Source organism: Bordetella genomosp. 13 (assembly GCF_002119665.1).
GTDB lineage: Bacteria > Pseudomonadota > Gammaproteobacteria > Burkholderiales > Burkholderiaceae_B > Bordetella.
Window position 1 is genome coordinate 2,747,129 of sequence record NZ_CP021111.1, and the last position, 18,026, is coordinate 2,765,154.

Annotated in this window: 17 protein-coding genes; 10 read left to right on the forward strand and 7 right to left on the reverse strand. The window is 67.7% G+C overall.

Going from position 1 to position 18,026, the window contains the following annotated elements; genetic code table 11:
- Positions 1-31: 31 nt before the first annotated feature.
- The 5 genes from fcl to CAL15_RS12375 form a co-directional block, all read right to left on the reverse strand.
- Positions 32-985: a GDP-L-fucose synthase gene (gene fcl, locus CAL15_RS12355; RefSeq protein WP_086078859.1), complete on the reverse strand. Its 954-nt coding sequence runs from the start codon at positions 983-985 to the stop codon at positions 32-34.
- Positions 986-989: 4 nt separating this feature from the next.
- Positions 990-2,102: a GDP-mannose 4,6-dehydratase gene (gene gmd / locus CAL15_RS12360; RefSeq protein WP_086078860.1), complete on the reverse strand. Its 1,113-nt coding sequence runs from the start codon at positions 2,100-2,102 to the stop codon at positions 990-992.
- Positions 2,103-2,219: 117 nt separating this feature from the next.
- A complete protein-coding gene (locus tag CAL15_RS12365) occupies positions 2,220-3,644 on the reverse strand; it encodes a mannose-1-phosphate guanylyltransferase/mannose-6-phosphate isomerase (RefSeq protein ID WP_086078861.1) in 1,425 nt (474 codons plus the stop codon).
- On the reverse strand, positions 3,644-4,141 hold the full coding sequence (locus CAL15_RS12370) for a GDP-mannose mannosyl hydrolase (RefSeq protein WP_157666653.1): 498 nt from the start codon (positions 4,139-4,141) through the stop codon (positions 3,644-3,646). Before CAL15_RS12370 ends, CAL15_RS12365 begins: the two co-directional genes overlap by 1 nt.
- Positions 4,131-5,534, reverse strand: coding sequence for an undecaprenyl-phosphate glucose phosphotransferase (locus CAL15_RS12375; protein WP_086078863.1), 1,404 nt, complete (start codon positions 5,532-5,534; stop codon positions 4,131-4,133). The genes CAL15_RS12370 and CAL15_RS12375 overlap by 11 nt, the downstream gene beginning before the upstream one ends.
- Positions 5,535-5,770: 236 nt before the next feature.
- On the opposite strand from CAL15_RS12375, the gene CAL15_RS12380 reads away from it, so the two are divergent.
- The 10 genes from CAL15_RS12380 to cynS all read left to right on the forward strand — a co-directional run bounded on the left by CAL15_RS12380 (position 5,771) and on the right by cynS (position 17,007).
- Entirely contained in the window at positions 5,771-6,907 is a 1,137-nt protein-coding gene (locus CAL15_RS12380) for a polysaccharide biosynthesis/export family protein (protein ID WP_086078864.1), read from the forward strand.
- Between the two features lie 93 nt (positions 6,908-7,000).
- Positions 7,001-9,253: a polysaccharide biosynthesis tyrosine autokinase gene (locus CAL15_RS12385; protein WP_086078865.1), complete on the forward strand. Its 2,253-nt coding sequence runs from the start codon at positions 7,001-7,003 to the stop codon at positions 9,251-9,253.
- A 16-nt stretch (positions 9,254-9,269) separates the two neighbouring features.
- Complete coding sequence (locus CAL15_RS12390; protein ID WP_086078866.1) at positions 9,270-10,670, forward strand: phosphomannomutase/phosphoglucomutase; 1,401 nt, start codon at positions 9,270-9,272, stop codon at positions 10,668-10,670.
- 191 nt (positions 10,671-10,861) lie between these two features.
- Positions 10,862-12,001, forward strand: coding sequence for a sensor histidine kinase (locus tag CAL15_RS12395; protein ID WP_086081070.1), 1,140 nt, complete (start codon positions 10,862-10,864; stop codon positions 11,999-12,001).
- A gap of 62 nt (positions 12,002-12,063) precedes the next feature.
- Entirely contained in the window at positions 12,064-12,702 is a 639-nt protein-coding gene (locus tag CAL15_RS12400) for a response regulator (RefSeq protein ID WP_086078867.1), read from the forward strand.
- A gap of 147 nt (positions 12,703-12,849) precedes the next feature.
- Entirely contained in the window at positions 12,850-13,533 is a 684-nt protein-coding gene (locus CAL15_RS12405; protein ID WP_086078868.1) for a DJ-1/PfpI family protein, read from the forward strand.
- Positions 13,534-13,550: 17 nt separating this feature from the next.
- A complete protein-coding gene (locus tag CAL15_RS12410; RefSeq protein WP_086078869.1) occupies positions 13,551-14,903 on the forward strand; it encodes a CmpA/NrtA family ABC transporter substrate-binding protein in 1,353 nt (450 codons plus the stop codon).
- Positions 14,903-15,754 carry a nitrate ABC transporter permease gene (gene ntrB, locus CAL15_RS12415; protein ID WP_086078870.1) on the forward strand — a complete coding sequence of 284 codons (852 nt, stop codon included), beginning with the start codon at positions 14,903-14,905 and terminating at the stop codon, positions 15,752-15,754. Before CAL15_RS12410 ends, ntrB begins: the two co-directional genes overlap by 1 nt.
- A gap of 4 nt (positions 15,755-15,758) precedes the next feature.
- Complete coding sequence (locus CAL15_RS12420; RefSeq protein ID WP_086078871.1) at positions 15,759-16,547, forward strand: ABC transporter ATP-binding protein; 789 nt, start codon at positions 15,759-15,761, stop codon at positions 16,545-16,547.
- A 16-nt stretch (positions 16,548-16,563) separates the two neighbouring features.
- Positions 16,564-17,007 (forward strand): cyanase, encoded by a 444-nt coding sequence (gene cynS / locus CAL15_RS12425; RefSeq protein WP_086081071.1) that lies wholly within the window; start codon positions 16,564-16,566, stop codon positions 17,005-17,007.
- Positions 17,008-17,082: 75 nt separating this feature from the next.
- Here the strand turns inward: cynS and CAL15_RS12430 are convergent, their stop codons facing one another.
- On the reverse strand, positions 17,083-17,457 hold the full coding sequence (locus CAL15_RS12430) for a T6SS amidase immunity protein Tai4 family protein (RefSeq protein ID WP_086078872.1): 375 nt from the start codon (positions 17,455-17,457) through the stop codon (positions 17,083-17,085).
- Entirely contained in the window at positions 17,454-17,891 is a 438-nt protein-coding gene (locus CAL15_RS12435; RefSeq protein WP_198299037.1) for a type VI secretion system amidase effector protein Tae4, read from the reverse strand. The genes CAL15_RS12430 and CAL15_RS12435 overlap by 4 nt, the downstream gene beginning before the upstream one ends.
- Between the last annotated feature and the right edge of the window lie 135 nt (positions 17,892-18,026).

The window sequence follows — 18,026 nt, forward strand, 5'->3', positions numbered from 1 at the left end:
ATGGACGCCACCTCCGTTGGTGTGGTGATGATCAGGTCAGCGGCAACGCCTGCGCCGCGACGCGCCGCAGATAGTCGCCGTACGTCGCGGCGATGCCCTGCCGCAGACCGATGCCCGCCTGCCAGCCCAGCTTTTCCATGCGGCTGACGTCCAGCAGCTTGCGCGGGGTGCCGTCGGGCTTGCTGGCGTCGTACGCAAGCTCGCCCTTGAATCCGACCACGTCGGCCACCAGCGCCGCCAGCTCGCTGATGGACACGTCCCGCCCCACGCCGACGTTGTAGACGCCGCGCGCGCTGCTGGTTTCCATCAGCAGGACGCAGGCGCGGGCGAGATCGTCCACGTGCAGGAACTCGCGGCGCGGCCGCCCCGAGCCCCAGATGGTCACGTGCGAGCGGCCGTGCTCGCGCGCTTCGTGGAACTTGCGGATCAGGGCCGGCAGCACGTGGCTGCTGTGCAGGTCGTAGTTGTCGTTGGGGCCGTACAGATTCGTCGGCATGGCGCAGACGTAGTGCGCGCCATACTGGCGCGTATAGGCCTCGCAAAGCTTCAACCCGGCGATCTTGGCGATGGCGTACGCTTCGTTGGTCGGTTCCAGCGGACCGGTCAGCAAGGCATCCTCGCGCATGGGCTGGGGCGCGAGCCGCGGGTAGATGCAGGACGACCCGAGGAACAACAGATGCCTCACCCCCGCCGCGAACGCCGCCTGGATCACGTTGCATTCGATCATCAGGTTGCGATAAAGAAAGTCGACGGGATAGGTGTCGTTGGCCAGGATGCCGCCTACCTTGGCCGCCGCCAGGTACACCGTGTCGATGGGCTGCGTGCGGAAGAAGCGCTCGACCTGGGCCTGGTCTTCCAGGTCGAGTTCATCGTGCCGGCGGGTGATGATGTGCCGGTACCCGCACCGCTGCAGCTCGCGCACGATCGCCGATCCGACCATGCCGCGATGCCCAGCGACGTAGACTCGCTTTGCGAGATCCGCCATGGCGTTACTCCTTGTAGGCGTACACTTCGTAGCCGTTCTGCTCGACCAGGGCATCGCGCTGCGCGTCCTTCAGGTCGGCCGCCACCATCTCGCGGACCAGCTGGTCGAAGGTGGTGCGCGGCGTCCACCCCAGCTTCTCGCGAGCCTTCGACGGATCGCCCAGCAGCGTCTCCACTTCCGTCGGCCTGAAGTAGCGCGGATCCACGCGCACGATCACCTGGCCCGGCTTCACCGCCTCGTAGGCCGGGCTGATCAGCACCGTCGCGGTCTCGTGCACGCCCTCGCCCTCCCACGCCAGCAGGATGCCCAGCGAGCGCGCCGCCAGATTGATGAAGTCGCGCACGCTGTACTGCATGCCGGTGGCGATGACGAAGTCCTCGGGCTTGTCCTGCTGCAGCATCAGCCACTGCATCTCGACATAGTCGCGCGCGTGGCCCCAGTCGCGCCGCGCCGAGAGGTTGCCCAGGTGCAGGCAGGTCTCCAGGCCCATCGCGATGCGGGCCAGGCCCCGCGTGATCTTGCGCGTGACGAAGGTCTCTCCGCGCCGCGGCGACTCGTGGTTGAACAGGATGCCGTTGCAGGCGTACATGCCGTAGGCCTCGCGGTAGTTCACGCAGATCCAGTACGCATACAGCTTCGCCGCGGCGTAGGGGCTGCGCGGATAGAAAGGCGTGGTCTCGCGCTGCGGCACCTCGCGCACCATGCCGTAGAGCTCCGACGTGGATGCCTGGTAGAGGCGCGTACGGTCTTCCATCTTCAGGATGCGGATGGCCTCGAGCAGGCGCAGCGTGCCCAGCGCATCCGCGTTGGCGGTGTATTCCGGCTCTTCGAACGACACGCCCACGTGGCTCTGGGCGGCCAGGTTGTAGATCTCGTCGGGCTGAACCGCCTGCACGATGCGGATCAGGCTGCAGGCGTCGGTCATGTCGCCGTGGTGCAGGACCAGGCTGCGCGGATTGTCGTGCGGATCCTGGTACAGATGGTCGATGCGCGCCGTATTGAACATGGAGGCGCGGCGCTTGATGCCATGCACCTCGTAGTTCTTGGCGAGCAGGAACTCGGCGAGGTAGGCTCCGTCCTGACCGGTGATACCCGTGATCAGTGCCCGTTTTGGCATGATGATGTCCTTTAGGCTAGGTATGAATGAAGATTACCGGCGCCGTTTTATGCGGCATATCCGCCGGAAGGTTTAGTGCACGGCGCCGCCAGGCGCCGTAGCGGACGGTCTTTCGTCCTAGACGCGCCCATAGACATCGTCGAAGCGGACGATGTCATCCTCGCCGAGATAGGCGCCGGACTGGACTTCGATGAGTTCGAGCGGGATCTTGCCGGGGTTCTCCAGGCAATGGACCTCGCCCAGCGGGATGTAGGTGGACTGGTTCTCCGTCAAGAGGAAATTGCGGTCGCCGTTATGGATGCGCGCCGTGCCGGACACCACGACCCAGTGCTCGGCGCGGTGGTGATGCATCTGCGACGAAAGGCGCGCGCCCGGCTTCACGGTGATGCGCTTGATCTGGTAGCGCGGCCCCTGGCCGATCGAGTCGTACGACCCCCACGGGCGCCTGACCTCGCGGTGATGCTCCATCTCCGATCGCTGCTGCATGCGGAATGTCTCGACCACGCGCTTGACGTCCTGCGCGTGATCCCGTTTCACCACGAGCACCGCGTCGGCGGTCTCGATCACCATGATGTCGTCCAGGCCTATCGTCACGACCAGCCTGCCCGTGGCATGCACCAGGCAGTTGCGCGAGCCCTGCACCAGCACGTCGCCGGTGGTCGAGTTGCCGTCCTCCGATTTCGTGGCGATGTCCCACACCGCATCCCAGGCGCCCACGTCGCTCCAGCCGGTGGCCAGCGGCACGGCGACGGCGCTGTCGGTGCGCTCCATCACCGCATAGTCGATGGAATCGCCGGCGCAGGCGCCGAACGCATCGGCATCCAGCCTGAACACCCGGTCGTCGCCGGCGCCGTGCCGGACGGCGGCGCGCACGGCCTCGAGCATCTCCGGCACCAGGCGTTCCAGCTCGGACAGCAGCACCGAGGCGCGGAAGGCGAACATCCCGCTGTTCCAGTAGTAGCCGCCCTCGTTGAGGAACTCGGCCGCCCGCTGCGCGTCGGGTTTCTCGACGAAGGCCTCCACCCTGCGCCACGCGCCTTCGCCCGGCTGCGTGCGCAGATAGCCGTAGCCGGTCAGCGGCGCCGTGGGATGCACGCCGAACGCGACCAGCGCGCCTTCGGCGGCCGCGTCGAATGCCGTCGCGAAGGCTTGCTGCAAAGCTTCGCCTTCCTCCATGACGTGATCCGAAGGGACGACCAGCATGATGGGATCGGCGCCGTCGCGCATCGCGCGCAGCGTGGCGGCGGCGATGGCCGGCGCGGTGTTGCGGGCGCACGGCTCCAGCAGCAGGTCGGCGTCGATGTCCGGCAGCTCCTGCATCTGTTCCGCGGCGACGAAGCGATGCGCCTCGTTGCACACCAGCAGCGGCTGCGTCGAGCCCGTGGCGGCGGCCAGGCGCGTGACGGTGTTCTGCAGCAGGCTGCGCGACCCCGTCAAACGGATGAACTGCTTGGGCAGCAACTGGCGGGACAACGGCCACAGGCGGGATCCGGATCCTCCGCAGAGAACCACGGGACGCACGTCGGGATAGGGGCAGGTCATTACAGATGCTCCGTGAAATAAGCTCGCGTATAGGGATGAACGTCCGGGTCGATGGCAGCCTGGGCCGGGGTGTCCCAGCGAAAGCCCAGGTGTTGGTCGGCCGGCAGTCCCAGGTCCAGGGGGCCGGCGGGCAGCCGGGTCTGGTAGGCCAGCACCACGTAATGGGTGCGCCTGCCGGACTCGCCGGCGAAGTTCACGTCGTAGAAGTGCTCGTAGACCCCGCGCAGGCTCCAGCGCGAAAGCGCCATCGCCTTGCCCAGTTCTTCGCGCGTCAGCCGGGTCATGGCGCGGTCCAGCGTCTCGCCCTTGCGGATGCGCCCGCCCGGCACGAACCACCTGCCGCTGGCGGGCGGATTGCCGCGCAGCCCAAGCAGATACCTGCCGTCGGCATCGCACACCAGCAGGTCGATGGACACCAGCGGCAGCATGTCGACCGCCTGGCGGAATCGAGCGGGACTGAGCGGACGGGATTCGACCTGCTGCGCTTCAGTAGACATTCTTGCCCGTCCAGCCCGACACGGCGGTCTTGGCGATGATGCGCAGGTCCATCAGGAACGACCAGTTCTGGATGTAGTACAGATCGAACTCGACGCGGTCGCGCATCTTGTGCACGGTATCGGTCTGGCCGCGCGCGCCGTTGATCTGGGCCCAGCCCGTGATGCCGGGCTTGACGCGATGGCGCATCATGTAGTGCGTGACCGCGTCCTTGAATTGCTCGTTGTGCTCCAGCGCATGCGGCCGAGGCCCTACCACCGACATCTCGCCGCGCAGCACGTTCAGGAATTGCGGAAGTTCGTCCAGGCTGGTGCGGCGCAGGAAGGCTCCCAGCCGCGTGACCCGCGCGTCATTGCGCGTGGCCTGCGTGACCACGCCATGCTCTTCCTGGTGCACCGTCATGCTGCGGAATTTGTAGACCTGGAACACCCTGCCGTCCACGCCCAGGCGCGCCTGGGTGAAGAGCACCGGCCCGCGCGAACCCAGCTTGATCAACAGCGCGATGGTCAGCAGCAGCGGAGCGAGCGCCACCAGCACGCAGGCGGCGAACACCCGGTCGAACACCTCCTTCGCCATGCCGCGTATGCCGGCCGCCGGCAGGCTGTTCAGCGCGATGGCGGGCACGCCCAGGAACTCGTCGACGCGATGACCCAGCAGCCGCACCGACATCACGTCGGGGATCCAGCGCACGTCGATGGGATCGTGGCGCAGGTGATGCATGACCTGCCCCACCAACTGCCCCGACTCGATGGACAGCGCGATCCACACTTCGCGTATCTGATGCTGACGGATGAAGGGCGAGAGCTCGTCCAGACCGGCAAGCCGATGCGCGCGCGCCGGCGTGTGTTCGTCCGTGTCGGTATAGATGCCCATGATCTCGTAGCCGGCGCCGCTTGCTTCGTGCGCGCGGCGCCACAGGTCGTGTCCCAGCACGCCGAAGCCCACCAGCACCACGCGCTTCTGATCCAGGCCGCGATCGCGCATGCGGCTCAGGATGCCGTACACGGCCAGCCGCACGCCGATCAGTCCGAGCGCGGCGCCGATGAACCACACGCCCGCCCATCCGCGCGATATGACCGCCGTCTGATGAGTCAGGAAGCTGACGAGGATGGCCAGCGCGAACACCGTCGTCCAGGCCGCGAAAGCGCGGCCGGCGAGCTCGACCAGGCTGCGGCCGCGCCATGACGCATACAGGCGGAACGCGGGGAACAGCGCGATCGTGCAGAAGCTGCACAGATAGACCAGCAGCGCATATATCTGCGCGAGCTCGGTGTCCTGCCGCGCGGCGAGCCACTGCACGGATGCCAGCCCAGCCGCCGCGACGATGGCGGCATCCGTCAATCGAAACAACAGCCCGGTATCCGGAAGCCTTCCGGTCAGCGGTGGCGAATCCATGATGCGCTCCTGGGGCGGTACGTGTCGTCGTAGGCAGCCCTACGGCTGCACGTCGCCGCATTCGGCGTTGCGAAAGCATCTTAGGAAACAGGCATGCAAGGCCGAAACGTCCAAAGGACTTAAGCGAAGCATTAGTCCATCAGCCCAATGTGCGACACCCGGGAATTCGCGTGGAATGTCGCAGCCGGTTACCCGGCCGTAGCCTCACGAAATAGAAGTCCTCTTGTGGAACGCCAATGAACATCGCCATTCGAACGCTGTACCGCACCGGCCTGATGGTCGCGCTCGTGTCCCTGCTGGGCGCCTGCGCTTTCGCGCCGGGCATGCGCTATCAATCCGGTTTCCTGGTGGACCCCGCGGATCCGAATTCAAAGGTGGAGGTGAGCCAGATAACGCCCACGCTGGCCATGCAGGCGACTCGCGCGCGGCAGGTGCCGGTGAGCGACGACGTGCGCAAGCTGACCGGCAAGCCGCAGCCCTACGTCATCGGGCCGGGTGACATCATTTCTATCGTGGTCTGGGACCACCCGGAACTTGTGCTTCCGACTCAGACTTACAGCATCGGGACAGGTCCCACCGAGCTTTCGCTTGGAGACACTAGTGCCGGCATTCCGGGCTACCCCGTCTCGTCGGATGGCTACGTTCAGTTCCCGTATGTAGGCCTATTGAAGGTAGCCGGATTGACCGAGGTACAGATAAGGAACAGCCTCTTGCGCGGCCTGGCCGACTACATACCCGATCCCCAGATCACGGTGCGCGTGCTAGGTTATCGCAGCAAGCGTGTCTATGTGGAAGGCGAGGTGAAAACCCCCGGACCGGCGCCCATCACCGACGTGCCGATGACGCTGCCGGAGGCGGTGAACCGGGCCGGGGGCTTGCTGCCGACAGCCGACCGCAGCCGCGTTTTCCTGACCCGCCACGGGCAGACCACGCGGCTGGACCTGCCCGCGCTGGAGGCGGCGGGCATAGACCAGACATCGATCCTGCTGCAGACGGGCGACATCGTGCGCGTGCAGGCTCGGAGCGACAACAAGGTGTACGTGATGGGAGAAGTGACCACGCCCGCAGCGCTGACGATGCGCGACGGCGAACTCTCGCTGGGCGATGCGTTGGGTGAAGCCGGGGGGCCCAGCCAATTGACCAGTAACCCGGCGGACATCTACGTGGTGCGTGCGTTGCCCGACGCCCGGCCACAGGTGTTCCACCTGGACAGTTCGTCGCCGCAGGCACTGGCGGTGGCGCAGAAGTTCCCGCTGGAATCGAAGGACGTCGTGTTCGTCGATGCAGGCAATCTGGTGCGATGGAACCGCTTCATTTCGCTGCTGTTCCCGACCACACAGACGGTTCAAACCGTGGATACCACCACGGAGTAATGCCTTTCCCGCAGATGCCGACAGTCACGGCCTGCGAGCCGTGGCATGCGACGGTAGACCCGCATGCGGTTCCTTCTTCATAGCGAGTCGACAATGAAGCAGCATCCTCTCCAGCTCGAGTACACCGAAGGCCGCGCGCCCGAAACACCGATGATGTCGTACATGGACGTCCTGCTGGCCAACCGGCTGGTCATCGCGACGATGGCCGTGCTGGCGATACTGGCGGGCGCCGTGTATTACCTGCTCACCCCTCCCGTCTACCAATCCGACATCGCGGTGCAGGTGGAGGAAGAGACCCCCACCGCGGCAAAAAGCATCCTGGGCGACGTGTCCGCCATCTTCGACGTCAAGCAGGCCGCCTCCGGAGAAATGGAGATCCTGCGATCGCGCCTGGTCGTGGGGCAGGCGGTCGACGCCTTCCGCCTGTACGTGCAGGCCAGGCCCGACTACTTCCCCGTGATAGGCGAGTGGATCGCCAAGCGCCGCGACAACCTCGGGCTGCCGCCCGCATGGACGGACGCGCTGCCCGGCCGCTACGCCTGGGGCGGCGAGCGCATCGTCGTGGGGCACATCGACGTTCCCGACGCCCTGCAGGGCAAGAAGCTGCGAGTCGTGGCGCTGGCATCCGGCATGTACGAGCTGGTCGACCCGGTCAACAAGATGCGTTTCGAGGGACTGGTGGGCCGGCCCGAACGCTTCGAAGTGCCGGGCGGCGCGATCGAGATACAGATCGACACGCTGGAGGCCAGGCCCGAGACGCATTTCTCGGTGGTGCGCAATTCGCGCCTGGAGGCCATCGGCGCCCTGCAGGAGCGGATGGGCATCTTCGAACGCGGCCGCCAGTCCAACGTGATCGGCGTGACGCTGCAAGGCAGCGACCCCACGCTGACGGCGGCGGTGCTCAACGAGATCGGCCAGGTCTATGTGCAGCAGAACACCAACCGCAAGACCGCGCAGGCGGAGAAGTCGCTGACGTTCCTGGACCAGCAGTTGCCGATCCTGAAGAAGCAGCTCGAGGATTCCGAGTCGCGCTACAACGCCCTGCGCAACGCTCGCGGCACCATCGACCTGGGCGAGGAGGCCAAGCTGGTGCTGGGCCAATCCGTCGAGGCGCAGAACCGCATCTTCGAACTGCGGGCGCGGCGCCAGGAACTGGCCACGCGCTTCGCGCGCTCGCATCCCGGCATCGAGGCCGTCGATCGCCAGATCGCGTCGCTGCAAGGCGACCTGAACAAGCTCAACGCCAGGATCCGCGAACTGCCCGACCTGGAACAGGACGTGGTGCGGCTGACCCGCGACGTGAAGGTCAGCACCGACCTGTACACCGCCCTGCTGAACAATGCGCAGCAGCTGCGCATGATACGCGCGGGCAAGGTCGGCAACGTGCGCGTGGTGGACACGGCGCTGCCCGCCGAGCGGCCTCTCAGCCCGAAGGCCCCCATGGTGTTCGGCGTGGCGTTGCTGGCCGGCCTGGTGCTGGGCGTCATCATCGCCTTCGTGCGCAACGCGATGTTCGGCGGCCTGACGGACCCCGACGAGATCGAGCGCTATACCGGCCTGCCCGTGCTGGCCACCGTGCCGTTCAGCGAACTGCAGAGCCGCCTGTGGCGGCGCGCGCGGCGCAAGAACTCGCGCATACCGGCACTGCTGGCGCAGAGCAACGGCAGTACGCCGCCCATCGAGAGTTTGCGAAGTTTCCGCACGGTGCTGCAGGTGGCGATGCGCGACGCGCCCAACAACGTCGTGGTGTTCACCGGACCGATACCGGGAGTGGGCAAGTCGTTCCTGTCGGCCAACTTCGCCTTCATCCAGGCGGCCGTAGGCAAGCGCGTCCTGCTGATCGACGCGGACTTCCGGCGCGGCGCCCTGAACCGCTATTTCGCCACGCCGGCGGAGAACGGCCTGTTCGAGGTCCTGGCCGGCGCAATCCCGCTGGCCAGCGCGACGCGGCGCAACGTGATGAACGGCGTGGACTTCATCCCCACGGGCAAGGTCACATTCGACCCGTCGGAACTGTTGGCGTCGGAAAGGTTCAGCGCATGCCTGCGCAGCCTGGGCGACGACTACGACCTGATCATCGTCGACACGGCTCCGGTGCTGTCGTCCTCCGGCGCGGCCGTGGTCGGCGCGCACGCCTCCACCGTCATGCTGGTGGTGCGCTCGGGCATGAACACCGTGGGCGAGATCCGAGAGGCCGCCAAGCGGCTCGAGCAGGTGGGCGCCCCCCTGGCCGGCGTCGTCTTCAACGGCCTGAAACTGCAGTCGCCGCGACTGGGCTATCGACCGAAGTACGGACGGTATCGGTACTCGCGCGCTTCTTACTACTACGGCGATGGACAGCCCTAGCGCCGCGAGGAACGCCATGACGACGAGCGACGTCCCGGCCCCGCTCGAGTTCGCGCCTGCGGTCTTCCATGAGGACGAGGTGCGGGGCCGCGTGGGCGTGGAGATCGACCACCGTTTCGCGCATGCCTTCGGACAGGCCGTGGGCAGCCGCGCGATGCAATCCCAGTGCCGGGCCGTGGTCGTGGGCCGGGATGCCCGCCTGAGCAGCGTGGAGCTGGCGGCCGCGCTGCAGGCCGGCATACGGGCCACCGGCATGGACGTCATCGACATCGGCATGGCGGCCACGCCCATGGCGTGGTTCGCCGCGCGCCTCACCGAGACCGGCGCCGCCGTGTCGGTCACCGGAGGCCACGACGACGAGGGCTACAACGGGTTCAAGGTCATGCTGAACGGCGTCGTCCTAGGCGGACCGGCGCTGCGCGCGCTGCTGGAACGCGCGCCCCCGCGGCGCGGCGGCCGGCATGGCACGGCGGGCACGCGCGCGCAGATCGATGCGGCGCGCTGCTATGCGTCTCGGCTGGCCGGCGACGTGCACCTGGCGCGCACCATGAAAGTGGCGCTGGACTGCGGCAATGGCGTGGCCGGCATGGCGGCGGCCGAAGTGCTGGGCGAAGTGGGATGCGAGTTGATCGAACGGCCGGAAGAGGTCATGGGGCGGACGGAGAACGGCTACCATGGCGAACCCAACCGGCTGCTGGCGCTGGCTGCCTATCTGCGCTACGCCGACTGCGAGCTCGGCCTGTGGCTGGATGGCGACGGCGACCGCATCGGCGTGGTCAGCCGCTCGGGCGTCGTCATCGGCGCCGACCGCCTTACCCTGCTGCTGGCGCGCGACATGCTGCGCCACCGGGCAGGGGCGCGCATCATCCACGACGTGGGCAGCAGCCGCAACCTGTCGCGCGAGATCCGCGAACGGGGCGGCACCCCGCTGATGTGCCGCAGCGGCGAAGTGCGCATCGCGGGACGCATGCGCGAATCCGGAGCGCTGCTTTCCGGCGAGCTGAATGGCCGCATCCGCTTTCGCGATCGCTGGTACGGCCATAGCGACGGCCTGTATGCCGCGGCCCGGCTGCTCGAGATCCTGTCGCGCAGCGAGGATGCCAGCGCGACGCTGGACGCCCTGCCCCAGGCCTGCGCGACGCCGGAGCTGCGTCTTGAGATGAAGGAAGGCGAGCCGGACCGCCTGGTCGAGGCCGTACGGACGCAGGGCGCATTCCGCGGGGCTCGCGACGTCATCCACGTGGAAGGCCTGCGGGTCGAGTACGACGACGGCTTCGGCCTGGTGCGGCCGTCTCACTCAGGATCCGCCCTCGTGCTGCGCTTCGAGGGCGACAACGGCATGGCGCTGTCGCGCATCCAGGAAGACTTCCGGCGCCAGCTGCTGAGCGCCTCGCCCGAGCTGCAGCTGCCGTTCTGAGCCGGCGCCGCGCGCCCGCGGCCCGGCATCTGGTGCAAACCCTGCCCTGACACGGCCGGGGCCGCGGCGTACACTGCCCGCCACATGCCGCGCGCACGACGCGGCCACAACGACATCCCAGGGGAATGCAGGTTGGCGCGGCCGTGCGCGGGCACCGCCGCGCGCGCCGCGGCCCCTGCATAGGGCATCGCATGTTCGCCGACCTGAATCACCTGTCGCACCACGCGGCGTGGCGACGCCAGCTCGAAATGCTGCTGGAGTCCGCCGGCTTCGGCATCTACGGCATCGACCTGCGCGGACGCTGCATCTTCATCAACGGCGCCGGCGCGGCCCTGCTGGGCTACACGCCCGACGAGGTCATCGGGCGCAACATGCACTATCTCATCCATCACTCGCACGCCGATGCGCAGCTGATGCCGGTGCACGACTGCCGCATCTTCATGGCGTTTCGCGATGGACGCGGCGTGCAGGTCGACGACGAGGTGCTGTGGCGGCGCGACGGCAGCAGTTTCCCGGCCGAGTACGCGTCGTACCCCATCCGCGACAACGAACAGGTGGTCGGCGCCGTCGTCACGTTCGCCGACATCTCCGAGCGCAAGCGCATCGAGCGCGAGCTGCATGCCACCCACGCGCTGCTGGAGCGCCGCGTGGACGAACGCACCGCCGAACTCAGCCGCGCGCACGAGTCGCTGCGCCGTCTCACCGCGCATCTGAGCACGCTGCGCGAAGAAGAACGGGCGCGCATCGCGCGCAACATCCACGACGAACTCGGCGCCTCGTTCACGGCGCTGCAGTTCGACCTGAACTGGCTGGCGCGGCGCCTGCCCGACGAACCGGCGCTGCAGCAGAACCTGCGGCGCATGATAGAGGTCACCACCAATGCGGTCGACGCCACGCGCCGCATTCTCAACGACCTGCGTCCCGTGGTGCTGGACCACCTGGGCCTGTGGGCCGCGCTCGAGGCCCTGATGCAGGACCTGCGGGACCGCAGCGGCCTGGCTTGCCGCTACGTCTGTTCGCCAGCCGCCGAGCGGCTGCGGCTGGGTCGTGCCGCCGAGATCGAGGTCTACCGCATCGTCCAGGAACTGCTGACCAATGTGCAGCGCCACGCGGGCGCAAGCCGGGTCGACATGACCATCGCCATCCGCCAGGACGTCCTCGAGCTGGCGGTGGAGGACGATGGCGTCGGCCTGCCCGCGCAGCCGCCGTCCACGCAGTCGTTCGGCATACTCGGCATGCACGAGCGGGCGCGCGCCATCGGCGCCGCGCTGGCGCTGGACAGCGCACCGGGCGCGGGCACGCGCGCCAGCCTGCGCATCGGCGGCTTCTGACGTAGCCAGCCTGGCGGCGGATTGAGCACACCGTTCTTCATCACGTTCCACCCGACCCTTCCATGTCCCTGCACATCCTGATCGTCGACGACCATCTCATCATCCGCCGCGGGCTGGCGCGGCTGCTGGCCGAAGATACTCGCATCGCCCGCGTCGACGAGGCCGCCGACGGCCCGGCCGCCCTCCGTGCCCTGCGCTCGGCCCACTACGACGCCATGGTGCTGGACGTGGCGCTGGGTGAGCGCGACGGGCTCGACCTGCTGAAGACAGTGCGCGCCGAGCATCCGCGCGTGGGCGTGGTCATGCTGTCGGTCTATCCCGAGGCGCAGTTCGCGGTGCGGGCGCTGCGTGCGGGTGCGCAGGCCTATCTCAACAAGGGCTGCGATCCCGAGGCGCTGATGGGAGCGCTGGTCAATGCGGCCCAGGGCCGCCCGTACGTCACCCCGGCCGTGGCCGACCTGCTGGCGCGGAACGTGCGCCACGACAACGGGCAGGCGCCGCACGAGGCCCTGTCCGACCGGGAGTTCCAGGTGCTGCAGCTGCTGGTGGCCGGCAAGTCGGTATCGGCCATCGGCGAACAGCTCTCGCTGTCGGCCAACACCATCTCCACCTACCGCGCCCGCATTTTCGACAAGTTGGGCGTGCGCACGCTGGTGGAACTGATCGGCTACGCGCGCCAGCACCATCTGGGTGCGAATTAACGCCGGCCGGCCGCGCGCCGCACCACGCCGGGGCGCCTGCGGCACCGCGTAGTGCGGGCACTACACGCGGATCATGGAAAGCGGGATACCGGGCCCGCCGGCCCGCGCGCATCATCTGTTCCACCGATCAATCGCTGCCACGGACAGATGAGAATCTCCGGCTTCCGCCTGGGCGTCTACGTATACCGCGACGCCGAAGTCCTCGACTACGCCGCACCCTATGGCGTGCTGTCGGTCGCGCGGCGCTTCGATCCCGAGATCGACGTCCGCGCCATCGGCGACAGCCTGCAGGCGGTCAGCACGGCCAGCGGGCTGACGATACTGCCCTCCTGCGCGCTGGCCGACGCGCCGGCGATCGACGCCCTGCTGGTGCCGGGCGGACCGGGGGCCCGGCAGCAGATGCACAACCGCAGGCTGCACCGCTACATCGCCTCGCTGCCGGCCACTTGCCTGTTGGCCAGCACCGGCTCGGGCGCTTGGGTCTATGCCGCCATGGGACTGCTGGACGGCCATGCGGCCACCAGCCGCAAGGAGCCCGACCGCGTCGAGGCCTCGCACCTGGGCTGTCCGCCCATCGACAGGCTGGCCATGCTGGCCCCGGCCTGCCGCACGCAGCGCGCCCGCATCGTGGACAGCGGCCGCTTCGTCAGCGCGGGCGGCCCGTCCGCCGCCACCGACCTGGGCATGCACCTGCTGCGCCGGGCGGGCTATTCGGACGCGCTGCTCGACGAGATCGCCCGCGTGCTGGAGTACCGCCACGCCTACGAGCTGTACCGCGAGGACGTCGAATACGCCGCGCCCGCACCCGAATCCCTTCCGCAACCCCTCTGACACCGCCGGAGTCCGCCATGTCTCTGTTTCGCAATCCCTTCGATGCCCGCGCCCGCCTGGGCTGCGCCTGCGGGCGCCACGCCAGCGCCGCCGAACACGACCAGGCCCTGTCGGGACAGGCGGCGCAGGACCGCGCGGTGGAAAGCGCGGTGATGCGCGCGCTGTTCCCCGACGACGCGCTGCGCCGCCGCTTCCTGCGCGCCGTGGGCTCGGGCACCGCGCTGGCGGCGGTGGCTACGCTGTTCCCGCTGGCCGCGGCGAAGGAAGCCTTCGCCCAGACGACCGGGCCGCTGGAGAAGCAGAAGCTGAAGGTGGGCTTCATCCCAATCACTTGCGCCACGCCCATCATCATGGCGCACCCCATGGGCTTCTACGCCAAGCAGGGCCTGGACGTCGAGGTGGTGAAGACGGCCGGCTGGGCGCTGATCCGCGACAAGGCGCTGTCGGGCGAGTACGACGCGGCCCACATGCTGTCGCCCATGCCGCTGGCCATGTCGCTGGGCGCCGGCACCACCAGCGCCACGCCGTGGACCATGCCGGCGGTGGAGAACATCAACGGCCAGGCCATCACCCTGTCGGTCCGCCACAAGGACAAGCGCGATCCCAAGAGCTGGAAGGGCTTCAAGCTGGCCGTGCCGTTCGACTATTCGATGCACAACTACCTGCTGCGCTACTACCTGGCCGAGCATGGCATCGATCCCGACACGGACGTGCAGATCCGTTCGGTGCCTCCGCCCGAGATGGTGGCCAACCTGCGCGCGAACAACATCGACGGATTCCTTGCGCCCGACCCGGTGAACCAGCGCGCGGTATACGACGGCGTGGGCTTCATTCACATACTGTCCAAGAACATCTGGGACGGCCATCCCTGCTGCGCCTTCTCGGCCAGCAAGCAGTTCGTCACCAGCATGCCCAACACCTACCAGGCTCTGCTGAAGGCCATCATCGAGGCCACGGCCTACGCGCGCCAACCCGCCAACCGCAAGGAGATCGCCGCCGCCATCTCCACGCCGAACTACCTGAACCAGCCCGTCACCGTGGTGGAGCAGGTGCTGACCGGCACCTTCGCCGACGGCCTGGGCAATGTGCTGAACGTGCCGGACCGCATCGACTTCGATCCCATGCCCTGGCAGTCCTTCGCGGTATGGATCCTCACGCAGATGAAGCGCTGGGGGCAGGTCAAGGGCGACGTGGACTACGCCAAGGTGGCCAGCGAGGTGTTTCTTGCCACCGATGCCGTGCGCCTGATGCGCGAGGCGGGGCTGACGCCGCCGTCCGCCACCACGAAGACCTTCTCGGTGATGGGCAAGCCGTTCGATGCGACGCAACCCGAGGCCTACCTCGCCAGCTTCCCCATCCGGAGGGCCTGATGAGCGCTACCCAAGCGCGCGTGCGCGCCCGAGCGGCCGTCCTGTCGATCGCGCTGCTGCTGGTCCTGCTGGCCGCGTGGCACGTGGCCACGCGCCCGGAAACCGGCACGGGCTCGATGGATCCGGCCTACGCGGCCCTGGTCGGCAATGCCGCGGCCAGCGGCGCGCAGACGCCTTTTCCCGGTCCCGCCGAGGTCGGCGCGCAACTGTGGAAGCACCTGGGCGACCCGTTCTACGACCGCGGCCCGAACGACAAGGGCCTGGGCATCCAGCTGGGCTACTCCATCGCGCGCGTGTTGACCGGGTTCGGACTGGCCGCGCTGGTGGCGATACCGCTGGGCTTTCTGATCGGCATGTCGCCGGTCGTGTATCGCGCGTTCGATCCGTACATACAGGTGCTGAAGCCGATCTCGCCTTTGGCGTGGATGCCGCTGGCCCTGTACACGATCAAGGACGCGAACACCTCTGCCATCTTCGTGATCTTCGTCTGCTCGTTGTGGCCCATGCTGGTGAACACCGCGTTCGGCGTGGGCTCGGTGCGGCAGGACTGGCTGAACGTGGCGCGCACGCTGGAGGTATCCCGCCTGCGCACCGCGCTGCAGGTCGTGCTGCCGGCCGCGGCGCCCACCATCATGACCGGCATGCGCATCTCGGTGGGCATCGCGTGGCTGGTGATCGTGGCCGCCGAGATGCTGATCGGCGGTACCGGCATCGGCTACTTCGTATGGAACGAATGGAACAACCTGTCGATCACCAATATCCTGTGCGCCATCCTGTTCATCGGGCTGATCGGCATGCTGCTCGACACTCTGCTGGCGCGCGCCGCGCGCCTGGTCAGCTACAAGGAATAGCCGCATGACCACCTTCCTGCAGGTACAGGGCCTGGCCAAGCGCTACCCCGGGCGCGGCGGCAAGCCGCAGCAGACGGTGTTCGAGGACATCGACTTCGGCATCGAGCGCGGCCAGTTCGTCTGCGTGATCGGTCATTCCGGGTGCGGCAAGACCACCATCCTGAACATCCTGGCCGGCATCGACCAGGCCAGCGACGGCGTGGTCATCATGGACGGGCGCGAAGTATCGGGTCCCTCGCTGGATCGCGGCGTGGTGTTCCAGGCGCATGCGCTGCTGCCCTGGCTGACCGCCTTGCAGAACGTCGAGTTCGGCGTGCGCTCGCGCTGGCCGGACAAGTCGCGGCAGGAGGTGCGCGAACACAGCGTGCGACACCTGCAGATGGTAGGTCTGGCGCATGCGCTGGACAAGCGTCCCAGCGAGCTGTCCGGCGGCATGAAGCAGCGCGTGGGCATCGCCCGCGCCTTCGCCATCCAGCCCAAGATGCTGCTGCTGGACGAGCCTTTCGGCGCCCTGGACGCGCTGACCCGCGGCACGATCCAGGACGAGCTGCGCGGCATCGTGCGCGACACGCGCCAGACCGTCTTCATGATCACGCACGACGTGGACGAGGCCATCCTGCTGTCCGACCGCATCCTGCTGATGAGCGCAGGGCCTCACGCCCGCATCGCCGAGTCCGTGTCCGTGGACCTGCCGCGCGACCGCACGCGCGCCAGCCTGCATCACGAGCCGCGCTATTACGAAATCCGCAACCACCTCGTCGACTTCCTGGTCGACAACAAAGCGTCCCACTGAAGGAGCCTGAGCAATGATGACCCGCAATGAAGTCACCGAACTGGTCGTGACCCGCAAGCTGGAAAAGAAACTGACCTGGACGGCCATCGCCGAGGCCGTGGGCCAGAGCAAGGAATGGACCACCGCCGCGCTGCTGGGGCAGATGACCATGACCGAAGAACAGGCGCAGGCCGCCGCGCGCATCCTCGATCTGCCGGCCGACGCCGTGGTGCAGCTGCAGGTGGTGCCGTACAAGGGTTCGCTGCCCACGACCGTGCCCACCGATCCGCTGATCTACCGCTTCTATGAACTGGTCAGCGTGTACGGCACGACCTTCAAGGCGCTGATACACGAAGAATTCGGCGACGGCATCATGAGCGCCATCGACTTCAAGATGGATCTTTCGCGCGAGACCGATCCCAAAGGCGACCGCGTGCAGATCGTGATGAGCGGCAAGTTCCTGCCGTACAAGACGTATTGAGCACGGGCGGCCAGCGCGGCGGGCCGGCGGTCCGCCGCCGCGTCATGACCAGGCAGGCCGCCGCTTCGCGGCCGGTCAGCGATAGGGCTCGACCAGCGTCTGCAATGCCGGATCGTTCAGCAAGTCCAGGCACTGCATCACGTGCAGCGACTCGCCGCTCTTCGAGCGGTACGGCTTGGCGCGGTACGCCTGCACCACTTCCACGATCTGTCCATATACGTCTTCCGGGGCCGAGCCCAGCTCGACGTATCCGCCCGATGCGCGACGGGCATCCGCCGCCACCGGCGTATCGGGGAACGCGCGCATCAGGCACTGGCTGACGGCGAACTTCTCGAGCCGTTGCGCCTCGGTCTGGGCGCCTCGGGCCTGCCCGCCCGCCTGCCCGCTCGTCGCCGCGCACGCCGCCAACGGCCAGGCCAGCAGGGCGGCCGCCATCCAGCGGGCGCTCATTGCAGCACCCACAGGCTTGCGCGCGTGGCCTCGCCGAAATAGCAGGAGTCCGAGCACGTGGTCCCGTTCCACAAGGTGGCGTGGCCTGTGGCGTCGCTCCACACGCCGACTTCGAACACCAGGATGCCCTTCTTGCCCGCGAAGGCCGTGGCCGTGGGTCCCTGCACGGTCAGGTCGGGCTTGCCGAACAGTGATTGCAGGTGCGGCAGCAAGTCCTTCACGCGGTACAGGTACTTGGCGCCGCCGGCGCCCGATGACACCGCGCCGGCGCTGGACGGCACGGCGAAACCGGTCTGGTTCAGCACGTAGCTCATCCGGATGGCGCAGGCATTGGTGAAGATGCCCGCGTCGATGTTGGTCTGGACCTTGCCGCCGATTACCCGGCCGACCTGCTGCACCGAGCCGTTCACGCGCGCGAAGGCGCCCCAAGCCAAATTGAATTCCGGTCTGCGTGCCATCCCCGATCCCTTGTCGAGTCAAAGAACGCGCAAAGATAACGAATGTCGGTGACCCGGCCCACCTCTGGAAAAACCACGTTACGCAGATTTGCGTTACGTCACAGAGCTCGC